Annotated in this window: 19 protein-coding genes and 1 pseudogene; 3 read left to right on the top strand and 17 right to left on the bottom strand. The window is 44.6% G+C overall.

The window, feature by feature from the left end; all coding sequences use genetic code 11:
- The first annotated feature begins 45 nt into the window (after positions 1-45).
- On the top strand, positions 46-2,322 hold the full coding sequence (nrdA, locus tag DX073_RS01125; protein ID WP_115004783.1) for a class 1a ribonucleoside-diphosphate reductase subunit alpha: 2,277 nt from the start codon (positions 46-48) through the stop codon (positions 2,320-2,322).
- A 78-nt stretch (positions 2,323-2,400) separates the two neighbouring features.
- Here nrdA and DX073_RS01120 read toward each other — a convergent pair whose 3' ends face one another.
- Positions 2,401-3,099, bottom strand: coding sequence for an IS1 family transposase (locus DX073_RS01120; protein WP_115004781.1), 699 nt, complete (start codon positions 3,097-3,099; stop codon positions 2,401-2,403).
- A gap of 234 nt (positions 3,100-3,333) precedes the next feature.
- Here DX073_RS01120 and DX073_RS01115 point away from each other — a divergent pair, with 234 nt between their 5' ends.
- Positions 3,334-3,912 carry a hypothetical protein gene (locus DX073_RS01115; RefSeq protein WP_115004779.1) on the top strand — a complete coding sequence of 193 codons (579 nt, stop codon included), beginning with the start codon at positions 3,334-3,336 and terminating at the stop codon, positions 3,910-3,912.
- A 437-nt stretch (positions 3,913-4,349) separates the two neighbouring features.
- On the opposite strand, the gene purF is transcribed toward DX073_RS01115, so the two are convergent.
- The 10 genes and pseudogenes from purF to xthA all read right to left on the bottom strand — a co-directional run bounded on the left by purF (position 4,350) and on the right by xthA (position 13,929).
- On the bottom strand, positions 4,350-5,864 hold the full coding sequence (gene purF / locus DX073_RS01110) for an amidophosphoribosyltransferase (RefSeq protein WP_115004777.1): 1,515 nt from the start codon (positions 5,862-5,864) through the stop codon (positions 4,350-4,352).
- 99 nt (positions 5,865-5,963) lie between these two features.
- Entirely contained in the window at positions 5,964-6,467 is a 504-nt protein-coding gene (locus DX073_RS01105) for a CvpA family protein (protein ID WP_115004775.1), read from the bottom strand.
- 101 nt (positions 6,468-6,568) lie between these two features.
- Positions 6,569-7,582, bottom strand: a pseudogene (locus DX073_RS01100) (quinone-dependent dihydroorotate dehydrogenase); the annotation flags it as partial.
- 145 nt (positions 7,583-7,727) lie between these two features.
- Positions 7,728-8,225, bottom strand: a complete 498-nt coding sequence (locus tag DX073_RS01095) for a SixA phosphatase family protein (protein ID WP_115004773.1) — start codon at positions 8,223-8,225, stop codon at positions 7,728-7,730.
- 109 nt (positions 8,226-8,334) lie between these two features.
- The gene (locus tag DX073_RS01090; RefSeq protein WP_115004772.1) at positions 8,335-9,660 is read right to left on the bottom strand and encodes an NAD(P)H-dependent glycerol-3-phosphate dehydrogenase; all 1,326 of its coding nucleotides are present in this window, start codon (positions 9,658-9,660) and stop codon (positions 8,335-8,337) included.
- A 163-nt stretch (positions 9,661-9,823) separates the two neighbouring features.
- On the bottom strand, positions 9,824-10,396 hold the full coding sequence (locus DX073_RS01085; RefSeq protein WP_115004770.1) for a nitroreductase family protein: 573 nt from the start codon (positions 10,394-10,396) through the stop codon (positions 9,824-9,826).
- 196 nt (positions 10,397-10,592) lie between these two features.
- Positions 10,593-11,690, bottom strand: a complete 1,098-nt coding sequence (gene zapE / locus DX073_RS01080; protein WP_115004768.1) for a cell division protein ZapE — start codon at positions 11,688-11,690, stop codon at positions 10,593-10,595.
- Positions 11,659-12,213 (bottom strand): hypothetical protein, encoded by a 555-nt coding sequence (locus tag DX073_RS01075; protein WP_115004766.1) that lies wholly within the window; start codon positions 12,211-12,213, stop codon positions 11,659-11,661. The genes zapE and DX073_RS01075 overlap by 32 nt, the downstream gene beginning before the upstream one ends.
- A gap of 3 nt (positions 12,214-12,216) precedes the next feature.
- Entirely contained in the window at positions 12,217-12,843 is a 627-nt protein-coding gene (locus DX073_RS01070) for an alpha/beta hydrolase (RefSeq protein ID WP_258556845.1), read from the bottom strand.
- Between the two features lie 270 nt (positions 12,844-13,113).
- Complete coding sequence (gene xthA, locus DX073_RS01065) at positions 13,114-13,929, bottom strand: exodeoxyribonuclease III (protein ID WP_115004764.1); 816 nt, start codon at positions 13,927-13,929, stop codon at positions 13,114-13,116.
- A 167-nt stretch (positions 13,930-14,096) separates the two neighbouring features.
- Between xthA and DX073_RS01060 the strand changes: the two genes are divergently transcribed.
- Positions 14,097-15,323: an NRAMP family divalent metal transporter gene (locus tag DX073_RS01060; protein ID WP_115006294.1), complete on the top strand. Its 1,227-nt coding sequence runs from the start codon at positions 14,097-14,099 to the stop codon at positions 15,321-15,323.
- A 205-nt stretch (positions 15,324-15,528) separates the two neighbouring features.
- On the opposite strand, the gene DX073_RS01055 is transcribed toward DX073_RS01060, so the two are convergent.
- The 6 genes from DX073_RS01055 to DX073_RS01035 form a co-directional block, all read right to left on the bottom strand.
- Positions 15,529-17,127: an ABC transporter ATP-binding protein gene (locus tag DX073_RS01055; RefSeq protein ID WP_115004762.1), complete on the bottom strand. Its 1,599-nt coding sequence runs from the start codon at positions 17,125-17,127 to the stop codon at positions 15,529-15,531.
- A gap of 1 nt (position 17,128) precedes the next feature.
- The gene (gene oppC / locus DX073_RS01050; protein ID WP_029102903.1) at positions 17,129-18,025 is read right to left on the bottom strand and encodes an oligopeptide ABC transporter permease OppC; all 897 of its coding nucleotides are present in this window, start codon (positions 18,023-18,025) and stop codon (positions 17,129-17,131) included.
- A gap of 11 nt (positions 18,026-18,036) precedes the next feature.
- Positions 18,037-18,957, bottom strand: a complete 921-nt coding sequence (gene oppB / locus DX073_RS01045) for an oligopeptide ABC transporter permease OppB (protein WP_115004758.1) — start codon at positions 18,955-18,957, stop codon at positions 18,037-18,039.
- 541 nt (positions 18,958-19,498) lie between these two features.
- On the bottom strand, positions 19,499-21,133 hold the full coding sequence (locus DX073_RS01040; protein ID WP_115004756.1) for a peptide ABC transporter substrate-binding protein: 1,635 nt from the start codon (positions 21,131-21,133) through the stop codon (positions 19,499-19,501).
- A gap of 55 nt (positions 21,134-21,188) precedes the next feature.
- Positions 21,189-21,353, bottom strand: a complete 165-nt coding sequence (locus DX073_RS14630) for a hypothetical protein (protein WP_258556844.1) — start codon at positions 21,351-21,353, stop codon at positions 21,189-21,191.
- Between the two features lie 24 nt (positions 21,354-21,377).
- Positions 21,378-22,844, bottom strand: coding sequence for an ABC transporter substrate-binding protein (locus tag DX073_RS01035; protein WP_258556843.1), 1,467 nt, complete (start codon positions 22,842-22,844; stop codon positions 21,378-21,380).
- Between the last annotated feature and the right edge of the window lie 6 nt (positions 22,845-22,850).

Here is a 22,850-nt window from a genome sequence, read left to right as displayed (position 1 = left end):
GAGATTTGGTAATTTTTTACAATTTACAACAAAACGGGTGATTTTATGACACACATCGACCAAATCAAAGTCAAAAAAAGAGACGGTACCTTTGAACCCATCAATCTTGACAAGATTCACAAGGTCATCACATGGGCATCCAAAGGACTTGATAATGTCTCTGTGTCGCAAGTGGAACTAAAATCCCACATTCAGTTTTATGATGGCATTGCCACCCGTGACATTCATGAAACCATCATCAAGGCGGCGGCAGACTTGATTTCAGCCGAAACGCCTGATTATCAATATCTGGCGGCTCGTCTTGCCATTTTTCATCTACGTAAGATTGCCTATGGCGACTATGAACCGCCACATCTATACGACCATGTCGCTCGCTTGACCGAAATGGGCAAATACGACAAGCATATTTTGGCAGATTATGACCGTGCCGAATTTGATGAACTAAACGCCTACATCGACCACGAACGTGACATGAACCTTGCCTATGCGGCGGTTGAGCAGATGATGGGCAAATATCTCGTCCAAGACCGTGTCACCAAAAAAGTCTATGAAAGCCCCCAGTTTTTGTACATTTTGGTCGGCATGTGCCTATTTGCCAGCTATGATAAAGCGGTGCGACTGGACTACGTCAAGCGTTTTTATGACGCTACATCCAACTTCTACATCTCACTGCCTACCCCCATTATGGCAGGCGTGCGCACCCCCACCCGTCAGTTTAGCTCATGCGTACTCATCGAATGTGGCGACAACCTAGACAGCATCAACGCCACCACGTCCGCCATCGTCCGCTATGTCTCACAGCGTGCGGGTATTGGCGTGAATGCAGGGGCGATTCGTGCGTTAGGCTCACCCATTCGTGGCGGTGAAGCTCAGCACACGGGCTGTATTCCCTTTTTTAAAATGTTCCAAGCGGCGGTTAAGTCCTGCTCACAAGGCGGCGTGCGTGGCGGGGCAGCGACTTTGTTTTATCCACTTTGGCATTTAGAAGTGGAAAGTCTGCTTGTCCTAAAAAACAACCGTGGCGTCGAGGACAACCGCGTCCGTCACATGGATTATGGCGTACAGATTAACAAAACACTCTACACCCGACTCATCAAAAACGAAGACATCACCCTATTCTCCCCATCTGATGTGGCAGGGCTTTACGACGCATTTTTTGCTGACCAAGCCGAATTTGAACGTCTCTACACCCTATATGAAAATGACGAGAGCGTTCGCAAACGCAAAATCCCTGCCCGTGAGCTGTTTAGTCTCATGCTCCAAGAGCGTGCTAGCACGGGGCGTATCTATGTTCAGAACGTAGACCACTGCAACACGCACAGCCCCTTTGACCCATCTGTCGCCCCTGTTCGCCAATCCAACCTATGCATGGAAATCGCCCTACCCACCAAACCGCTTGACAATATCAATGATAAGCATGGCGAGATTGCCCTATGTACGTTGTCCGCCATCAATCTAGGCAAGATTGACAAGCTAGAAGAGATGAGGGAGCCTGCCGAACTGATTGTGCGTGCCTTGGACGCTTTGCTTGACTATCAAGACTATCCTGTCATCGCCGCCAAAAATGGTAGCATGAACCGTCGTACACTCGGTGTGGGTGTGATTAACTACGCTTACTATCTTGCCAAAAACGGCACACGCTACTCGGACATGGGGGCGATTGGGCTAACCCACCGTACTTTTGAAGCGTTCCAGTATTATCTGCTAGAAGCATCCAACAAACTTGCCCAAGAAAAAGGGGCTTGCCCTGCCTTCGGCGAGACGACATACAGCCAAGGTATTTTGCCGATTGATACCTATAAGGCGGATTTGGATAACATCTGCAATGAGCCACTACACCTAGACTGGGAAGCTCTGCGTGCCAACATCAAACAGCACGGTCTGCGTAACTCCACCTTGTCGGCTCTCATGCCATCTGAGACATCTAGCCAGATTGCCAACGCCACCAACGGTATCGAACCGCCACGGGGCTTGGTGTCGGTCAAGCAGTCCAAAGACGGCATTTTAAAACAAGTCGTACCTGACATTGAGAATTTGGCAAATAAATACGAGCTGTTATGGCAAATGCCTGACAATAACGGCTACCTAAAACTCGTTGGCATCATGCAAAAATTCATCGACCAGTCCATCTCTGCCAACACCAACTATGACCCCAGTAAGTTTGAAGGCGGAAAAGTCCCCATGAAAATCATGATTCAAGACCTGCTTACCGCTTATAAACTGGGCGTAAAAACCCTATATTATCACAATACCCGAGACGGAGCAGACGACAGCCAAGGCGAGTTAGATGACGGCTGTGCAGGCGGGGCGTGTAAGTTGTGATTTTAAAATCAAGCCTATTAATTGATAGGCTTGATTTTTGGCTTTTTATAAAAAATGGACTCTGGTCTAAAAAGTATGCTAAACCCAACCATAGTTAATATAATGAAACACCAACTCAAATGCTTTGAAATGGTTTTCTAGCTTTTTAGAAAAACAGCAAGTTCTCCTAAATGCTCGCCTGACGAAGGTTCTCAGTCTGGTGTTATTGCCTTCAATACCCACAGTAAAGCGTTTACCAACTTGTTTTAAAGAGTGCTTAAAGGCAGTTAAAAAGCTATCCCAATCATCACAAGCAATTTTGTTGAAAGTAATGCCTAGTTGGGTAAGTTGTATTTTGAGTTTTTTGGCAGTAGCAAGGTTTCGTTTGCCCCACACAAAAGCAACAATCTCACCTGTGCCTTTGTCATAAGCATAGATGAGCCAAACTTTGTTTTTCTTGTTACCAACATAAGTCCAAAACTCATCTACTTCTAAGGTGTCGTAATGTTGTTGTTTGGGTTTGATTTTGTGGTTGCTGTTTGTGAGTACACTTAGCACCTTTGCTTTGCTCACTTGTTCAATTACCACAATATCTGCAATGCTACCACGAGCAAGCATTAAGCGTATTTTGTTGTCTATGTGCGAATAACAGCCCTTGTAGCTTAGTTCTGACTGTTGGACAAACTGTCTGTGGCAATTTTTACAAAAATAATTTTGTTTGCCATAGCTTTTTACGCCATTTTTCTTTATACTATGACATAGGCAACTTGGGCAAGTAATGGTAATTGTCGTCTTCATAACCGTAAATTACCACTGTTTGGTTAAGTTGTCTTTTTAGTTTTTGTTACAGCATACTTTTTGAACCACTGCCGAAAAATGAAAGATGTAGATACACTCCCATTATTTATAATACCCAAGATAAATACCGCAAATAAACCTATATAAAAACTAAAAGACTGCTCACCACAAGAATAAGCAGTCTATTACTCTTATGAGTGGTTAGGCTTTTTATATTAATACGGAGAAAATATAATGAAATTTATTATTATAGCAATATTAATGACTTCATTGTTATCTTGCGGTTATGATAAAACGGAGCATCATGTCACTTCAAAAATTAATGCTACTAATAAAGACGAGTACGACCGTTATGTCATACAAAAAATAAATGACATCGCAATAAATGGCGTCATTGATGATGACGAAAAAACGAAAAGACTGTTGTTGGACTTGGTGCCAGAAGCAGATCGCATGAATGATGAGAATGAAAAGTACAAAGCATTATTGCAAATATATACATTAACAGATGTTCATAAAGCCATAGATTTTATTGATGAAGTTCTTAGGAAAAACCCCGATCATTGGTTACTTATTTATAAATGCCAACTTATGAAAATCAATAATTACGACAATGATAAGGTAACAAATTGCTTTTCTTATATTGCCAAAAAAGCAAAAGAAGAAATTAAGAAAAATAACTATAACAAAAAAGACAATACCAAAGAAATTTTGTCTTACTATCTGTCTGAAATAGATGCTGGAAATATGGAGTATATTCAAAAATCAAGAGATTTATTAGATAAAATACCAGACCCAAAAAAAGAAAGATGAGTTGTATCAAATTTTTAATAGCCAAATAGATATTGAAAATTAACATTTGGTATTGTTCAATAAAGATATATGGTATTGTTAATTAATTATACCTTTGGATAAATTTGTAGGGGCAAATTACATTTGCCCTGTGATAAAGTGTTGATTTTTGGGCGAATGTGATTCGCCCCTACACGTCCAAATTTTAAAATATATTTTTATTTAACAATGCCAGATATATTTTTAAAATTTGGACGTATGGGACAAATTGCAATTCACCCAAAAGTCAATACTTATCACAGAGCGAATGTGATTTGCTAATAATAATTCCATCAGCCCAATGGCAGGCACACCCTAATTAGCAGGCTTAATTTTTAGCTTTTTATAAAGGGCTGGTGATTTATCTATAAATAAAAACAGGTCTTATCCGTCAAGACCTGTTTTTACAAACCATTGATTTATTCCATGATCCCTGTAATGTCCACAGGGTTATTTGCCACTTGCTGTTTTTTGGCACCGTCATTGCGTTTGGCTTGTAGCTCTTGTAAGTACTCTTCGGTAATCTGCCCCGCCACATAACAGCCGTCAAACACCGAGCAGTCAAAGCCATCAACACGACTATATTTAGTGTTATTCACCGCCTCCACCAAATCATCCAAATCTTGGAAAATCAATCGGTCAGCCCCGATAATCTCACGCACTTCATCAACCGTACGCCCCGATGAAATCAGCTCACTCCGCACTGGCATGTCAATGCCATAGACATTCGGGAAAATCACTGGTGGGGCAACAGACGCAAAAAAGACGTTTTTCGCCCCAGCATCTCGTGCCATCTGAATAATCTCATGGCAGGTCGTCCCACGCACGATAGAATCATCCACCAATAGGACGTTTTTGTTTTTAAATTCCAAAGGAATGGCATTTAGCTTTTGGCGGACGCTCTTTTTACGCATGGACTGCCCAGGCATGATAAAGGTACGCCCGATATAGCGGTTTTTGTTAAAGCCCTCACGGTATTTCACGCCCAAATGAGTGGCACATTCTAGTGCCGAGTTGCGAGATGTATCAGGAATGGGAATGACCACGTCAATGCCATGCTCATCACCCCATTCTGCGATGATTTTTTGGGCAAGCTTTTCGCCCATCCGCATGCGAGCCTTATGCACCGAGATATTATCGATGATACTGTCAGGACGGGCAAAATAGACATATTCAAAGATACAAGGCGTGTGCTTGATTTTGTCGGTGCATTGTTTGGTATACAGGTTATAATTTAAATCAATGAAAATCGCTTCACCGGGGTTGATGTCTCGCACCACTTCAAAGCCCAACGCAGTCAGTGCCACCGACTCCGACGCCACCATGTACTCCACGCCAGCGGGGGTCAGACGGCGACCATAGACCAGTGGGCGAATGCCGTTAGGGTCTCTAAACGCCAGCATGCCATGCCCTGCTATCATTGCCACCACGCCATACGCCCCTTGACAGCGGTCATAGACAGCTTGTAAGGCGGTAAAAATGTCATCGGGGGCAAGTTTGGTTTTAGTGAATTTTTGCAATTCATGAGCAAAAATGTTAAGTAGCACTTCCGAGTCCGAATCGGTGTTCAAATGACGGCGGTCATGCTCATAGACTTCTTTGGCAAGGGTTTCGGCATTGGTTAGGTTGCCGTTGTGTGCCAAGGCAATGCCATAGGGAGAATTGACGTATAAAGGCTGAGCTTCTGCCGTGCTTGATGTACCTGCGGTCGGATAGCGAACATGCCCGATACCAAAATTCCCCACCAAACGCACCATATGCTTATTTAAAAACACATCTCGCACCATGCCGTTGTCTTTACGCAGATACAGGCGGTCATCTTTTAGGGTTACTATCCCTGCCGCGTCCTGCCCTCGATGTTGTAACATGGTCAAGCCATCATATAACATCTGACCCACAGGCTCATGGGCACACACACCAATCACACCACACATAGTTGTTCACTCCAAAAGTTTGGCAACACGCCAATTAGGTTAAAAAGATTTAATGCTGATACAGATTTTTAACAAATTTTTTGCATTAAAAAATCCGCCCTATTGATACGGATTTTCTACTTGATTCCATGCTTCACCAAGCACTTCGGTCAATAACGCCTGTGCCACAGGGGCAAGGGGAAGTAAGTTTTGGGCGAGAATGGATTCTTGCCATTGGGGTAGTTTAATAAGCAAGGGGGATGCAATACTTAGGATAATCAGCACTTTTAACACGCCCTTACCTGCCCCCAAGATACCACCCAAAATGTTATCCAAAAAGCCCAATTTTAAAAATTTTAAGGTTTTTAATGCCAGCCACGAGATAACGTGCGTGATACTCACAATAATCAGCACAATCACCAAAAATGCCAGCGAAATCTGCAAGACTTCGTTATCAACCACACCCACGAACAAAGGCGAGAACTCTTTGGCAAGCGCTGACGCCACAATGAGTGCGACAAACCACGCCACCAGTGACATCGCTGTCTTAATCGCCCCTGCTTGAAAACCACGCCACAGTCCAACAAACACCATAAAGGCGATACCAATATCAAGAATACTCATGCTTTATTCGGCTCACCCGAAGTATTTTTGTCCAAGTCGTTATCATTCACGTCTTTATCTAAATCATCAGATTTATCCACCACAACCAAGGCACGCTCTTTGTAGTTGGCAATGCTTTGCACGCAGTCCTGCACGAGCGAAGGACCTTTATAAACCAGTCCTGAGTACAGCTGTACGGCGGTCGCTCCTGCACTCAGCTTACGCACCGCCAAATCGCCCGTGTCAATACCGCCCACCCCAATCAAATCCACCTTGCCCGACAGTCGCTCAGCAAATGCCGTTAGCACCAACGTGCTTTGATGACTAAGCGGTCTACCTGACAACCCACCATCTTCATGGGCATGCTCTTGGTCTTCGACACCCACCCGTGATAACGTGGTATTCGTGGCAATCAGCCCATCAATGTCAAAGTTGGTGAGATTTTTAGCGATGTCATCTATTTGGCTCTCGTTCAAATCAGGGGCGATTTTTAGGGCAAGTGGCACATAGTAGCCATGCTCGTTTGCCAGTTTTGTATGGCAAGTCTTGATGCCATCTAACAGATGAGCCAGCTCGGATGCCCCTTGTAGGCTTCGCAAATTGGCGGTGTTGGGGCTAGAAATGTTAATGGTGATATAACTGGCGTACGGATAAACCCGCTCCAAGCAGTACACATAATCATCCAAGGCATTCTCAACAGGCGTGGTCGCATTTTTGCCGATGTTAATACCAAGCACGCCTTTGTATTTGGCACGCTCAATATTGGCAATCATCTTATCCACGCCATCGTTATTAAAGCCCATGCGATTGATAATCGCCCCACTGTCCGCCAAACGGAACATTCTCGGGCGTGGATTGCCCGCCTGCGGTTGTGGCGTGACTGTACCAATCTCCAAAAAACCAAAGCCAAGCTCAGCCAAGGCGTCAATATACTCGCCATTCTTATCAAGCCCTGCCGCCAGTCCCACAGGGTTCATCAGGCTAATGCCCATGCAGTTGGTCGGCATTGACTGGCGTGGATAAGCAAACCCAAGCAGATGTGCTTTGTGCAATCGCTCTAAATTTTCAAGCGTCCATTCGTGAGCTTTTTCAGGTTGCATGGAAAATAGATAAGGGCGAAGTAAGCTATATGACATGGGTTTCTCAAAATGGATAAATACATCTTTTGACATTATAACACATTCTGTTAAAAGATTGAATATCACTCATGATTGACTTTCGACCGCCTTTTTACCATTAAAAACCGCCACCCAAATAAGTAGCGGTTATGTTATCAGTCCATCAAGGTTGCACAGGCGAGAATCTCTCACTTTGACGTGCTAGACCTTGGGCGATGACATCGGCTGTCATGACCCGATATTCCGCCAAGTCAAACATCGGCGGTGGCAAGCCATCTGCGTCCAAATGGGCGACCATACGAGCGACTATTGGCATGTGGCACACCACCGCTATCGTCTTGTCATGCTCATGTCCATAGTGTGATGTAACAATTCGCTCAATGTCCGCCACGCCTGCCACAGGATCATCATCAGGAGTAATGCTACCTAGCGTGATGAACGTGGGGCTTTGCCCTTGGCCAGTTGCGGTATTTTGCAAGATTTTGGCGGTTTGGTCGGCACGATTAAAGGGACTGGCGACAATCATGTCAAGGCTATATCGCTCGGTGAGATGCATGGCAGTCTGGCTTGCCTGAGCTTGCCCAAATTCGGTCAAATTACGCCCCGCGTCATCAGCACAATAGGCGGTTGCTTGTCCGTGTCGGATAAAGATAAGTTTCATGGTAAATCCTTCTTTTAGTATAGGGTAAATTGCAATTTGCCCCTATACATTTAGTTAAATTTTTTCAAAGGTACATTGTAAGAATACAGCCCAATTTAACAATCACGACCTATTTATCATCTTTGTCATCGATAGCTTCATCATCTTTGGGCTTATTCTCTTTACTTGCTTTTAATACCTTATCAAACTCTTTTGACAGCTTTTCATTGCTCTCATCATGGGGCATGACAAATTCCACATCACTTCGAAACCCTGTTTCCATAAGGTTGACCGCCACACTCAGAGCTGATTTATTTTCATATAATACCGCATATAGAGCATGAGTGATTGGCATATAGATGCCTAATTTTTTGGCTTGTTCTTCTACCTGAGCAATGGTGTTCACCCCTTCGGCGGTTTGTCCCAATTTTTTAATGGCATTATCCAGTGTAATACCCTTACCAAGCATGTTGCCGATTTGATAATTGCGACTTAGGGTAGAATTACAAGTGGCATACAAATCACCCACACCCGATAAGCCTAAGAACGTCAAGGGGTTTGCCCCCACCGCCACGCCAAATCGGCTCATCTCCGCCAACGCCCGAGTCAGTAGCATGGCTTTGGTGTTCTCGCCCACGCCATAGGCATTTGCCATACCCATTGCCACAGCATAGATGTTTTTTAAGGCTCCGCCAAGCTCCACGCCTTTGACATCATCGGAGGCAAACACCCGAAAAAACGCACTGTGTAGTGCCGTCTGTACCGCCACTCTGAGCGGTTCGGATAGGCTGGCAATCACGCTGGCGGACGGCATATTATTCATGATTTCAAGGGCAAGGTTTGGCCCACTCATCACGCCAAAATTCACCTGTGGCAATTCGTCCTTGATGATATCACTCATCAGGGCAAACGTGCCTTTTTCTATGCCCTTGGTCAAAGACACCACTGCTTGATGTGTGATGTGTGGGCGGATTTTTTGTAAGGTCTCACGCACCGCCGAGCTTGGCACCGCCACAAAGATAATGTCTTTGTTTTTGACCGATTCTGCCAAATCATGACTAAACGCCAAACGGCTATCTAGCACATGATTGGGTAGGTATTTTTTGTTAATGCGAGTTTTTTGTAGGGCTTTGACCGTCTTTCTATCACGCACCCACAGGGTCGTCTCACAGCCATTTTTGGCGGACAAATTTGCCATTGCCGTCCCAAAACTACCCCCACCGAGTACCACGATACGCAGGGGTGTATCCATTTGCCTATCCACATGAATGCCAAATGTATCAGTCTTAGGCTCTTTTTTGCGTTTTTTGGCAAGATGAGCAAGGTTTGCCAAAATTCCGCCTTCGGCTTCGGATTTTTCTAAGAGATGTCGGGCTTCTTCTAAGCCTTGATTGATACTTTGGCTTGCCACATCGACAATTTTTTTGACTTTGGGGTTATCTTTTGGCAATTTCATGGGCTTATCCTTTTACATGGATTTTTTGCATATCCAAATTGTTAAAACATTCAATGAAACAATGGTTTTTAACTTTTCAATTTTTTTATCATTGTTTTATCAAGGACAAATTGTAATTTGCCCCTGCCATTCAAAAACAATCAAAATCGTTGAGATTGATAATTTATTGATAAAAATAAACAAATTCTGCCAAATCCACTTCTTCACGCTCAGGCATGACAATATCGCTTGACCCAACATAAACAAATCCGCACACGGTATTGTCATCGCTAACCCCAAAATGGGCTTTGACGGCAGGCTCATTACACAAATCGCCTGTCCGCCATACCGTGCGATAGCCCATGCTTTGTAGTGCCAACAGCAGGTTTTGCACCACCGCCCCCACGCACAGAAGTTGCTCAAACTCTGGCACTTTTGGGTGCTGTTTGTAGTCGGTTGCCACCGTGATAATCATCGGAGCCCGTTTTGGCATATTGATGAGCTTGGTGCGTGCGGTGTCGTCTAGGCTCTCGCCGTCTGCTTCAGCTTTGGCAAGCCCTGCTTGGAGCAATACCTGCCCAAACTCATCAAGAGCCTTGCCTGTCATCACGCCAAACCGATAGGGGCGTAACACCTTATGGTCGGGGGCGGTCATCGCACACGCAAAAGCGGTGTTTAGCTCATCATGGCTTGGCATGGGTAGGCAAAGTTTACCAATGCTACGGCGAGCATGGATAAGGGAGATTAGGTCGTTCATGGTTTTTCTCGTTTGATTTTGCTTTTAATCGGTTTGCAATATGAATATATAGGGATAATTTATTTGCCCAAAAATCAAGGTTTTTTATACAAGACAAATGTAATTCACCCATTATCGAGTGTGGAAAACACGCCCCTACAAGGCATTTTTCAAAATTTAGCATTGGTACAAATTGGGGTTAATTTGCTACAAGCCCCTATTCCACCCGATGTTCTTCCGACAGATATTCCTCAGACTGCATTTCTAAGAGGCGTGAACGTGTCCGCTCAATCTCAAAGGCGAGTTTTTCGCCTTGATACAGCTCCAAAATGGACTGCTCGGCACGCACGAGCAATTTGACACGGCGGTCATAAAACTCGTCCACCAAATAAATAAATCGTCTGGTCGGGTCCATAAACGTATCCGTCAAGGCAGGGACATTATCCACCATAACCGTATCAAAATCACTGGCAATCTCAATAAAATCAGATGCCGAACGGGGTTGCATACACAAATCCCTAAAACTTGCCAAAAGCATGGTCTCGGTACGCTTAATGATAGCAATCTTGCGCCCACCGATGACAATGGGGTCGGTTACCACTTTTTGACCGCCCGCCAGCGTATCAAACCGCTCGGACAGCCAGTCTTTGGTGTCGTCCGTTAGGGGCGATGAGTAGAGTTTGGCTTGTTTTAACAATCTTAGCCGATAATCCGTCCCAGAGTCAATATTCATCACGGTCGTGTGCTTTTCGACCTGCTCAATGGCGGGCAAAAAGCGGTCTCTGTGAATGCCATTTTTATAAAGTCCAGACGGCTCAATGTTGGACGTCGCTACAAGCGTAATGCCACGCTCAAAGAGCATACTAAACAAATCGCCCAAAATCATGGCGTCCGACACGTTGGAAACAAAAAACTCATCAAAACAAATGACAACCGCCTCGGCATGGATAATGTCCGCCACTTTTTGTAGGGGATTGACTTGCCCTTGCAATTTGACAAGCTCGGACTGTACTCGCTTCATAAAATGATGAAAATGCAGTCGCATTTTTCGCTCTATCGGCAAGCTGTCATAAAACATATCCATAAGCCACGTCTTGCCACGTCCGACACCGCCCCACATATACAAGCCTTTGGGGGGCGTGGGTTTGGATTTGAACAGACTGGCAAAAAAGCCTTGATTGGTATTTTGGCTTGCCATGATTTCATGGTGCAGTTTGTCAAGATAGGCAACCGCCTTTGCCTGTACGTCATCGTGGCTAAAATTGCCTGTGGCTAGGGCTTCATCATAGCGTTTTTGGGGGGATAAATTGGTCATTATTTTTCCTTAATTTAAGCTCATTTTGTGAATGTTTTTCGGCAACCAAATAAGAATGTATGATTTTATAAATGGTCAAAAATAACAACGAACACGTACACACAATTATCATAAATACCGAATGCCAATGGCTTGGCACGCCACGTTGTAACTCATGTTTAAATAAATTGATGTGCGGTTTGTCTTTTAAATAATACACTTCGACAGTATCGCCCAACGGCTTGCCACAAAACATTCCAACAGATTTGATATAACTTTTACCATTTACATCAAAACGATAAAATCTTGTAGCGTTCTTTCCGCAATTTTCACGGTAGGACGTGGCTAATATCAATACGCCATTGTCTTTTAATAACTCATGTTTCTTTATGGTTTTTTGCTGATTGTGATAAGCAATCCCACAAAGCACGGCAATTATCAAAGCAGTAATCAAAACCACCACCCAACATAACGCTTTATTGCTTGTTATCAGGGCAAACACTTCGCCGAGACTGACTTTATTTGGGTCTTGTGATTTTGACATGGTTTATTTTTCAATCAATTCTTTTAACTCGCCAAGTCGCCCATGAAAAAAGTGGCTCGCCCCTGTCATCACTTTACTGCGTATGCCAAACTCATCGGCAAAATCCGCCATACTGCTTGGGCGGACAAATTCATCTTGGTCGCCATAAATCATAAGCGTATCGGTCGGCAAGGTTAGCCCTGTTGGGTCGTTTTTTTCAATGGACGGGGCGATGAGCGTGAGTTTTTGTAGATTGACATCGTAATCCGCCAACACCTTATCCGCCACACGGCACGCAATAAATCCCCCAAAAGAAAATCCCGCCAGACAGAGTGTCTTGGCATTCGTCTGCTGCAGTGCCCAATCAAGCACGCATAGGCTGTCCAAATACTCGCCATTGCCATACTCAATCTCACCGCTTGAGAGCCCCACGCCCCGATAATTAAACCGCACGGTATCCATGCCATTTTCTTTACAAAAGCGGTATAGGGTCGTAACGACCTTATTATTCATTGTCCCGCCTGCTTTGGGATTGGGGTGCAAAATGACGGCAAGCACGTCCGAGTTCGCCCAATGTGCGTCCACTTCAAGCAGGGCATTATCGCCCATGTGTGGGGCAGGGATTAGGGTTGTGGGTTTTAAATTTTTCATGTTTTTAAAAGTATAAAATTAGCCATTATAGCATAAAATCAGACTTATACAGGTGTTTTTGTGGCGGGTTTTTATGATGAAATTTTGGGATTTCTTTGTAAAATAGGGATAAATAATTAGGATTATGTTAAATAAATTTTTAAAATAAAAAGGGAGATTTGCCCAATCAAGATGATTTTTAAAAATGGGGCGTGTCAAACGTGTCAAATATGGGGCAAATTGCCATTTACCCCAATAAATACACCAATTATAATGACTGCCTTTGCATTATCACACCCCAAACCTTGCCCAAATCGGTGCATGGTCGGACGGTTTTTCTAGCCCACGAATGTCATAGCTAATCCCTGCACCCACGCAGTCTTGGATAAGTTTGTCCGTACACAGAATATGGTCAATTCTAAGCCCCCGTTTTGGCGTATCCTCAAAGCCTTTTGAGCGGTAATCAAACCAGCTAAACTCATCGGCACTGTCAGGCTTAAACTTACGGTAAGTGTCATATAAATCACGACTCATCAGCTCATCATACCATTCACGCTCTTCGGGCAAAAATGAACAAGTGCCATTTTTTAGCCAGCGTTTGGCATTTGACTCGCCAATCCCCACATCATTATCATGGGGCGAGATGTTCATATCGCCCATGATGACAAGCTCACGCCCCTGCCCTTTTAGCTCGTCAATGTAGCGGTTTAGGTCGGCATAAAAGGCACGTTTCATGGGAAATTTGGTCTCATGCTCACGGTTTTCGCCCTGGGGGAAATAGCCGTTGATGACATCAATCTCACGTCCATTGACATCAAATCTGGCATGAATCAGCCGTCTTTGGGCATCCACATCGGCAAAAGGAAAGCCTTTTTGTACAAAAATCGGCTCAAATTTGGACAAAATCGCCACGCCATAATGCGACTTTTGTCCAAAAAATTCCACATGATAGCCAAGGCTCTCCACGTCTTTTAAGGGAAAGGCTTCATCATGAACTTTGGTTTCTTGCAAACCGATAATATCCGCCCCAAGCGTATCACGCACGGCAAGAAGTTGGTGTGGTCTGGCACGCAGTCCGTTGATATTAAAACTGACAAAAGTAGTCATTGCAATATTCTCTTAAAAAAATAATGGCATATTATAAGGGCAAAACCACAAATATAAAGGGCATAATAATTTCTGCATAATATAAATTATTAATCATAAAAAATTATAAAACAATAAGCTATAGTATGTTAATATCACAAAACTTTATTTTTATTATTGGGGCAATTATGGCTAATCGCATTAACTGGAGAGCCTTTGGACCGGGCATCTTGATTGCATCTGCTGCCATTGGTGGGTCGCATTTGGTCGCATCAACACAAGCAGGGGCGTTGTATGGTTGGCAACTTGTCATCATCATCTTATTGGCAAACTTTTTTAAATACCCCTTTTTTCGCTTTGCCACTGACTATGCTTATGAGACAGGCGACAGTCTCATCACAGGCTACGCCAAAAAATCCAAATTTTATCTTTGGGCGTTTTTTATCCTGTCCATCTTATCAGGCATGATTAGCACGGGGGCGGTGGCACTGCTGACGGCGGTGATTTTAAGCTACATGCTCCCCTTTGAACTATCTACCATTGCTTTATCAGGCTTAGTTATGGTTACTTCTTGGGTACTGCTTATCTTTGGGCATTTTCGAGTGCTTGATAATGTCACCAAATGGATCATCATTCTTTTGACCGCAACGACCGTCTTAGCAGTGATGGTCGCAGGAGCAAAAGCCACCCCGCCTGCTCCTGACTTTGTGGCGGTCTCGCCCTTTAATATGGCAGGACTTGCCTTTATCATCGCTTTGATGGGCTGGATGCCAACGCCATTAGAATTCTCTGTCATCTCATCAATATGGACTGCCAAAAAAATCCGTGACGACCACCCCACGCACAAGCAAGGCTTGCTTGACTTTAATGTTGGCTATCTTACTTCTACCATCTTGGCGTTATTTTTCTTGGCATTGGGGGTGTTTGTCCAGTATGGCACAGGGCAAGAGATTGCCATGCAAGGTGGTGCCTACATCGGGCAGTTGATTAACATGTACACCAACACCATCGGCGAATGGGCAAGGAGCTTGGTGACGTTCATTGCCTTTTTGTGCATGTTTGGCACCATCATCACCTGCGTGGATGGCTATGGTCGTGCCAACGCCGAATGTTTTACGCTCATCAGCGGACACGAACCATCAGGCAAGACCACGCTGTTTTGGACGACTGTCACCACCATCACAGGTTTTGGGCTTATCACGTTCTTTATGGGACAGATGGCAACTTTGCTCAAATTTGCCATGATTTCCGCCTTTGTTACCGCACCTATTTTTGCCTATTTGAACTACTCACTCATCAAGAGCCGTGGCAAAAAACTCTCGCCTTTGATGAATGTCTATGCCATCTGCGGGATTGTGTTTTTGACAGGGTTTACAGGGCTGTTTTTGTTGCAGTTTTTTGGGATTATTGGATAAACTTACACCACACCACGATAAAAAACCAGTCGCTTGACTGGTTTTTTGTTGGGTGGGGTACTCTATTCTCAACTTGTATAAGCGATTGATTTATCAAGGGCGAATTGCAATTCGCCCCTACAACCTGAAAAATAATCATTAAAAAATCAATAATTTGTAAATTTAAGTTGGGATTGAAGTATAGAGTAAAATAAATCAAGACAAACTAAGACAAATTAGACGCTTGCACCAACAGCTGGGTGTACTCATGTTTTGGCTCTTCAAAAATCTGTCTTGCTGTCCCCATCTCCACCACTTCGCCCCCACTCATCACAATCACACGGTCAGAGAGTGCTTTAACCACCGACAAATCATGACTGATAAAGATATAGCTTAGTCCATATTTCTTTTGTAGGTCGTTTAAAAGCTCGACCACCATGATTTGGGTGGAGCGGTCAAGGGCAGAAGTCGGCTCATCAAGCAGGACAAATTTCGGCTCTAAGATAATCGCTCGGGCGATGGCGATACGCTGACGCTGACCGCCTGAGAACTCATGCGGATAGCGGTTTATCATGGTAGGCGACAGATTGACTTCTTTTAAAATCTTCACCACCTTTTGCCGACGCTCTTCTTTGGTCATCTGTGGAAAATGCACGGTCAAGCCTTCTTCGATAATCTCACGCACAGTCAGGCGGGGCGAGAGCGAGTTAAAAGGGTCTTGAAAGACGATTTGCATGTCACGGCGTAGGGCTTGGCGTTTGTCGCCCTTTGTGTCAATGATTTTTTCGCCATTAAAACGAATGTCGCCCGTGGACGTCACAATCTGCATGATGGCACGCCCTAGCGTGGATTTGCCCGAACCTGACTCGCCCACAATACCAAGCGTCTCGCCCACTTTTAGGTCAAGCGTAATACCTTTGACCGCATTAAAGGTCTTGGTCGGCTTGCCAAAAAAGTTGCGTGCGACGACATAGTCCACCTTGACATTGTCCGCTGTGATGAGTTTGGGGGCAGATTCATCAAGGATGGGTTTGTGGTTATTAGGAATGGGGGTCAAAAGCTCCACCGTATAAGGGTGCTGTGGGTTATTAAAGACGTCTTGGGTTGTGCCACGCTCGATAATCACACCATGTTGCATGACACACACTTGGTCGCTGTACTTTTTCACCAGTCGCAAATCATGGGAGATTAAAATAATCGCCATGCCCAAATCACGCTGTAACTCTAGCATCAAATCCAAAATCTCCGCCTGCGTGGTCACATCAAGTGCCGTCGTCGGCTCATCAGCGATGAGTAGGTCGGGCTTATTGATAATCGCCATCGCAATCATGATGCGTTGGAGCTGACCGCCTGAGAACTCATGCGGATATGCCGTCATTTTTTTGTCGGCATTGGGGATTTTGACCTTTTGTAAGGTGTCAAGTGCCAGCTTGGTCGCTTCGGATTTGCTCACGCTCGGGTTGTGAATGCTGACCGCTTCTGCCACTTGTTTGCCAATAGGGACAAATGGGTTTAGGGAAGTCATGGGCTCTTGGAAAATCATGGCAATCTTATCACCACGAATGGCACGCATCTCACGCTCAGACAAGCTAAGTAGCTCTTTGCCATCAAAGAGCACCGATGAGTCTTTACCAAAACTGGCGATGTTTTTTGGCAACAGTTGCATAATCGCCATTGACGTGACCGATTTGCCCGAACCTGACTCGCCTACGATGGCAAGCGTCTGTCCTTTTTCTACGGTAAATGATGAATCTTTGACCGCATGGACAAGCTCTTCATCGGTTTTTAAAAATACGTCCAGATTTTTTACTTGTAATAATGTCATATCATCTATCCTTTGGGTCTAGGGCATCACGCAAGCCATCGCCGATAAAGTTAAAACAAAACAGTGTAACCACCAAAAAGGTAGATGGTACAAGCAGTTGCCAAGGAGCGACTTGCATGGTCTGAGCCCCTTCTTGGAGCAGTGCCCCCCAACTGGTTCTCGGCTCTTGCACGCCCAGCCCCAAAAAGCTCAAAAATGACTCAAACAAAATCATGCCCGGCACGATAAGAGATGCATAAATCACGACCACGCCGAGCACATTTGGGACGATATGACGGGTCACGATTTGCCAGTTATTCACGCCTGTGACTCGGGCGGCTTCAATAAATTCCTTGTTTTTTAGGCTTAATGTCTGACCACGCACGATACGAGCCACGTCAAGCCATGATACCAGACCGATTGCCACAAAAATCAAAATGATATTACGCCCAAACAGGGTTACCAATAAAATCACAAAAAACATAAAAGGAAAGGCACTTAGGATTTCTAAAAATCGCATCATGACCATGTCCACTTTACCACCCAAAAAGCCAGAGACAGCACCATAGACCGTCCCCACCAACACCGCCACCAACGCACCAGCAATCCCCACCATGAGTGAGATTTGTCCACCGACAGCTGTCCGCACGAGCAAGTCTCGCCCTAGGGTATCCGTACCAAAATAGTGCTTGGTTTCCATAGATGGGGCGATACCCATGTTACTCCAATCTGTGTCAGCATAGCCAAATGGCGACAGCATGGGGGCGACAATCACAAATACCGTGATAAGAAGCAACACCACACCACTTGCCATGGCGGCTTTGTTACGGCGAAAACGTCGCCATGCATCTTGCCACAGACTTCGTCCTTTTACCACAGGCTCTACGGCTTGCACTGTTTCGCTTGCATTCATAGACATACACATTCCTTTTAGTATTTAATTTTCGGGTCAATCACGGCATACAAAATATCAACAATGGCATTAAACAGGATTGTCAATACCCCCACCAAAATCGTCAAACTCAGCACAAGGCTATAGTCACGGTTTAACGCACCGTTCACAAACAGCTGACCGATACCGGGCAGACCAAAAATCGTCTCAATCACGATAGAGCCTGTGATAATCCCCACAAACGCAGGCCCTAAATACGAGATGATGGGCAACATGGCAGGACGCAAGGCATGTTTAAAGACAATGTGCGATAAGGGCAAGCCTTTTGCCTTGGCGGTGCGGATATAAGGGCTGTTCATCACTTCAATCATCGACCCCCTTGTGATACGAGCGATACTCGCCACATAGCCTATCGCCAATGCTGTCACAGGTAGCACCAAATTCATGAATGCCCCACCATTCCAGCCCCCTGCTGGAAACCATTTTAAAATGACCGCAAAAATCAGCACAAGTAGCGGTGCTTTGACAAAGCTTGGCATGACCACGCCCGTCATCGCCAATGTCATCAACACATAATCAAGCCAGCTGTTTTGTTTTAGGGCGGCGATAACCCCAAGACCAATACCCAAAACCACCGCAATGATGAACGCATACAAGCCAATCTCCACCGAGACAGGCAAGGCTTGGGCAAGCAGTTCATTGATGGTGTAATCCTTGTACTTAAAAGATGGGCCAAAATCCCCTTGAGCAAGCTGTTTTAGATAATTTAAAAACTGAAGCCATATCGGGTCATTTAAATGATATTTCGCCTCGATGTTGGCAAGTACCGCAGGGGGTAGATTACGCTCGCCCGTAAAAGGACTACCAGGGGCAAGTCGCATCATAAAAAATGAAATGGTAATCAAAAAGAGCATGGTTGGAATGGCTTCTAACACACGCTTAAAAATGAGTTTAAACATAAGCACTCTCTTATTGTTGTTGCAAGTCCATGGCAACGTAGAAATCCTGCCAGTTTAACAAATGTAACGATGACGTATTATGTCCTTTTGTCATTACTTTTTACATTTATCATCATCTAACATTCTCTCTACTGATGAGTTTTATCTAGGGCGTGCCCGCCCTTTATAACGCATTTTAACATTTAGAAATTTCATAGAAATAAAATGGTGTTTTTGCATGAAAAATGGCTAAATCTTGTGGCTCGAAGTCAAAATCTCGTTTGATAGAACGACCATCAAACTTCACTTTTTCCTTGAAAAAACGGGCGATTTTTCGTGATTTTCATTGCAAATACAAAAGGCAGGCATGCCCTAAAGAATCGGTGGTTTATTGTAACATAAGCCATTATATACACCTATTAATTATTTTTGATAAAACATCAGTATTTAAAACTTTTATTAAAAAAATCTCATTGCAAAAAATTTGCATCAATCATAGGGCGTAATTTTTAAAAACAACAACACCTTACAAACAACTGCAAGGTGCTGTGATTAATGCCAATTATTTTAACGTCCAGTCCTTGATTTGCCAGTTACTGCTCGGGTCATTTAGTGACTCTGCTTCTAAATAGGGCTTTTTGAGACGAACCGAGATGGCAGTATAAATCGGCACCATCACCATATCCCTATCCAAAATCGCTTCGGCATTGTGGTAGATTTTCATACGCTCATCATCACTAATGTCTGCATTTAGGGTTGAATCCAACAGGCGGTCAAATTCTGCATTTTTGTATTGACCTGAATTGTTACTGTTGCCCGAGCGTAAGATATTTAGGAAGGTTGATGGCTCGTTATAGTCGGCACACCATCCTGCAAATGCTGTATCAAACTTACCTTGACGGCGAGTATCTAACATGGTTTTCCATTCTTGGTTGATGATGGATACATTGACACTACCGCCAAATGATTCATTGAGCATGGATGATGTGGCTGTGGCGATACGCTTGCCTGTTTCGCTCGTGCTATATAGCAGTTCAAACTTTAAAGGCTTGCTCGCTGAATAACCCGCCTCTTCGATGAGCTTTTTGGCTTGTGCTACTCGTGCTGATTTGTCAAGTTTCATCCACTCGTGGCTGACCTCACCCATGCCGTGAATGGCAGGCGGGGTAAACTGATAAGTTGCCTTCTCACCACGACCTAACACTTTTTCAGCAATCGTCTCACGGTCTAACGCCATGGCAATGGCTTGACGAGCTTTTACATCATTAAAAGGTGCTTTAGCATGATTATATTCTAAATAAAAAGTACACAATTTTGGCGAAGAATGCACCTCATCAGGCAACTCCTTTTTGATGCTTGCCAAATGCTCCGATGGAATGGCGGCAAGCTCAACCTCGCCTGCCTTATAGCGGTTAACTTCTGTGGAAGCTGATGTGATCGGCAGGAACGTGGCTTTATTGATATTACCCGTCACTTCGCCAAAATAGGCAGGATTTCGCTCTACGGTGATGTGACTATTAACCACCCAATCGGTCAATTTATACGCACCACTAACCACGATGTTGGCAGGGTCAAGCCATTTGTCACCATGAGCGTCGATGGCTTGCTTTGGCACGGCGTATGCCACAGGCAACACCAATAAGTCAGGCAAATAAGGCACAGGGTCAGTTAGTGTAATTTCAAGTGTTTTATCATCAATGGCCCTCACACCCAAGGCTTCCACATCTGCCTTGCCTTCGGCAATTTGACCTGCATTAACCACTTTGGCATCAACAAGATAACTAGAATATGGCGAAGCCGTTTTTGGGTCGGTCAGACGCTGAAAACTATACACAAAATCATGGGCGGTGATTGGCTTATCATCTGACCATTTGGCATCACGCAGTTTAAATGTCCACACTTTGCCATCATCACTACTCCACTGGGTTGCCAATGCGGGTATGGTCGCTCCTTTTTCATCAGCACTGACCAGTCCTACGAACATTTGACGCATGATGGCAAACGAACCCACGTCTGATGTCTTATGCAAATCCAGTGATTCAGGTTCTGCTCCATTGGGTATGGTAATGCTGTCCTTGGATGCACTGATACTGCTAGCACTACCTGCTTGGGTGGACGGCTTATCACCCCCACACCCTGTCAAAGTAACCGCTCCACATAAGGTAAGCATGGCTAGGTTTAATGTTGATAGTTTCATCTTAGCTCTCCATGATGATGAAGCTGGAGCATTCCGCTCCAGCGGTGTTAATGGTCTATTTTACCACTGACCAATATTTGGCTTGCCATTGGTCAAGCGGGTCTTTATTAGAATACCCTTGTACATAAGGCTTGACTAGACGGGCATTGGTATAATAAAAGATGTCAATATGAACCTCATCTTTGTCCAGCAGACTCTCAGCCTGATGATAGATTTTCACTCGCTCTTCATCGCTAAGCCCTGCCTATAATGAACTTGCCATAATGGCGTCATATTCGGCACTCTTATAGGCTGACCAGTTGTTGGTGTTATTTGATTTCATCAAGTTTAGGAACGTTGATGATTCGTTATAATCGCCACACCATCTGGCTCGCACCATTTGGTATTTGCCTAGACGGCGGGTTTCTAGGTAGCTCTTCCACTCTTCGTTCACAAGCTCTACATTTACACCCAAGGACTCTTTCCACAGGCTTGCCATTGCCACGGCGATTTTTTTGTGGCTTTCGTTGGTGTCATACAACAGCTTAAAGGTCAACGGGTTAGATTCATTATAACCTGCTTCATTCAGTAGCTTTTTAGCTTCCTCTAAACGCTTGGCTCTGTCCCATGATTGCCATTCTGGGGTGTATTTTAATCCCCCTTTGATGGCAGGCGGGGTAAATTGATAGGCAGGTACCTGTCCTTGTCCCATGACTTTCTCGGCAATCAACTCTCTGTCTGTCGCTAAGTTTAGAGCACGGCGAACCTTGATGTCATTAAAGGGGGCGTTATCAACATTGAGCTCATAATAATAGGTGCATAGCGTTGGGGCGGATTTAACCTCATCGCCTAAGGTTTGTTTTAGTGATGCAAACTGCTCAGATGGCAACTCACTGGCGGTAATGTCAATCTCGCCCGCCTGATAACGCTGTACATCCGTGGTCGCCTGCGGAATGGGTAGCATGGTCAGCTTATCTAGTTTGACATTAGCATGGTCATGATAGGCTGGGTTTTTCTCTAAGACAATTTTTTCATTGACTATCCATTCGGTCGGCTTATACGCCCCATTGACCACGATATTTTTAGGATTTGTCCATTTATCGCCATGAGCTTCCACGGTTGCCTTATGCACAGGCTGTACAGACGTATGAATCATCATGTCAGGCAAATAAGGTACCGCTTCTGACAAGGTAATCTCTAAGGTCTTATCATCAATGGCTCGTACGCCCAATGCATCCGTTGGCTTATTACCTAAGATAATCTCACTGGCATTGACCACTTTGGCATCTTCTAGATAACTGGCATACGATGACCCCGTTTTTGGGTCAACCAAACGTTGAAAACTATATACAAAATCATGAGCCGTTACAGGGTCGCCATTTGACCACTTGGCATCACGCAAGCTAAATGTCCATACTTTATTGTCAGTACTCTCCCACTTTTGTGCCATGCCTGCCACCAGATTACCATCATTATCTGTTGTCAGCAGTCCTTCTGAAAACTGACGAATCACGTTCGCCTCTTGTGCACCTTTGGCGACATGCGGATCAAGCGACTCAGGCTCGCTGGCGTTATTAATGGTAATGGCTTGCTCAGCAGTCGCTTGGGCATTGGTGCCAGTTTGGGTAGTATCGGTTGGCTTATCACCGCCACACGCTGTCAAACCAAACAAGACTGCCATGCTAAGCACAGCAGGACGAAAACGTGGCAATTGAGGCATAAAATGGGACATAATTTC

It is taken from the genome of Moraxella lacunata (assembly GCF_900453205.1).
Classification (GTDB): Bacteria; Pseudomonadota; Gammaproteobacteria; order Pseudomonadales; family Moraxellaceae; genus Moraxella; species Moraxella lacunata_B.
This window is presented reverse-complemented; position numbering and strand designations above follow the sequence as displayed.

Excerpts from the sequence above, each read along its gene's own strand:
- oppB (WP_115004758.1), bottom strand. The coding sequence starts at position 18,957 with ATGTTTAAACTCATTTTTAAGCGTGTGTTAGAAGCCATTCCAACCATG.
- DX073_RS01095 (WP_115004773.1), bottom strand. The coding sequence starts at position 8,225 with ATGAAACTTATCTTTATCCGACACGGACAAGCAACCGCCTATTGTGCT.
- DX073_RS01060 (WP_115006294.1), top strand. The coding sequence starts at position 14,097 with ATGGCTAATCGCATTAACTGGAGAGCCTTTGGACCGGGCATCTTGATT.
- nrdA (WP_115004783.1), top strand. The coding sequence starts at position 46 with ATGACACACATCGACCAAATCAAAGTCAAAAAAAGAGACGGTACCTTT.
- DX073_RS01085 (WP_115004770.1), bottom strand. The coding sequence starts at position 10,396 with ATGAACGACCTAATCTCCCTTATCCATGCTCGCCGTAGCATTGGTAAA.
- DX073_RS01115 (WP_115004779.1), top strand. The coding sequence starts at position 3,334 with ATGAAATTTATTATTATAGCAATATTAATGACTTCATTGTTATCTTGC.
- DX073_RS01035 (WP_258556843.1), bottom strand. The coding sequence starts at position 22,844 with ATGTCCCATTTTATGCCTCAATTGCCACGTTTTCGTCCTGCTGTGCTT.
- DX073_RS01105 (WP_115004775.1), bottom strand. The coding sequence starts at position 6,467 with ATGAGTATTCTTGATATTGGTATCGCCTTTATGGTGTTTGTTGGACTG.
- DX073_RS01120 (WP_115004781.1), bottom strand. The coding sequence starts at position 3,099 with ATGAAGACGACAATTACCATTACTTGCCCAAGTTGCCTATGTCATAGT.
- DX073_RS01070 (WP_258556845.1), bottom strand. The coding sequence starts at position 12,843 with ATGAAAAATTTAAAACCCACAACCCTAATCCCTGCCCCACACATGGGC.
- DX073_RS01075 (WP_115004766.1), bottom strand. The coding sequence starts at position 12,213 with ATGTCAAAATCACAAGACCCAAATAAAGTCAGTCTCGGCGAAGTGTTT.
- DX073_RS01055 (WP_115004762.1), bottom strand. The coding sequence starts at position 17,127 with ATGACATTATTACAAGTAAAAAATCTGGACGTATTTTTAAAAACCGAT.
- zapE (WP_115004768.1), bottom strand. The coding sequence starts at position 11,690 with ATGACCAATTTATCCCCCCAAAAACGCTATGATGAAGCCCTAGCCACA.
- DX073_RS01090 (WP_115004772.1), bottom strand. The coding sequence starts at position 9,660 with ATGAAATTGCCAAAAGATAACCCCAAAGTCAAAAAAATTGTCGATGTG.
- purF (WP_115004777.1), bottom strand. The coding sequence starts at position 5,864 with ATGTGTGGTGTGATTGGTGTGTGTGCCCATGAGCCTGTGGGTCAGATG.
- xthA (WP_115004764.1), bottom strand. The coding sequence starts at position 13,929 with ATGACTACTTTTGTCAGTTTTAATATCAACGGACTGCGTGCCAGACCA.
- oppC (WP_029102903.1), bottom strand. The coding sequence starts at position 18,025 with ATGTCTATGAATGCAAGCGAAACAGTGCAAGCCGTAGAGCCTGTGGTA.
- DX073_RS01040 (WP_115004756.1), bottom strand. The coding sequence starts at position 21,133 with ATGAAACTATCAACATTAAACCTAGCCATGCTTACCTTATGTGGAGCG.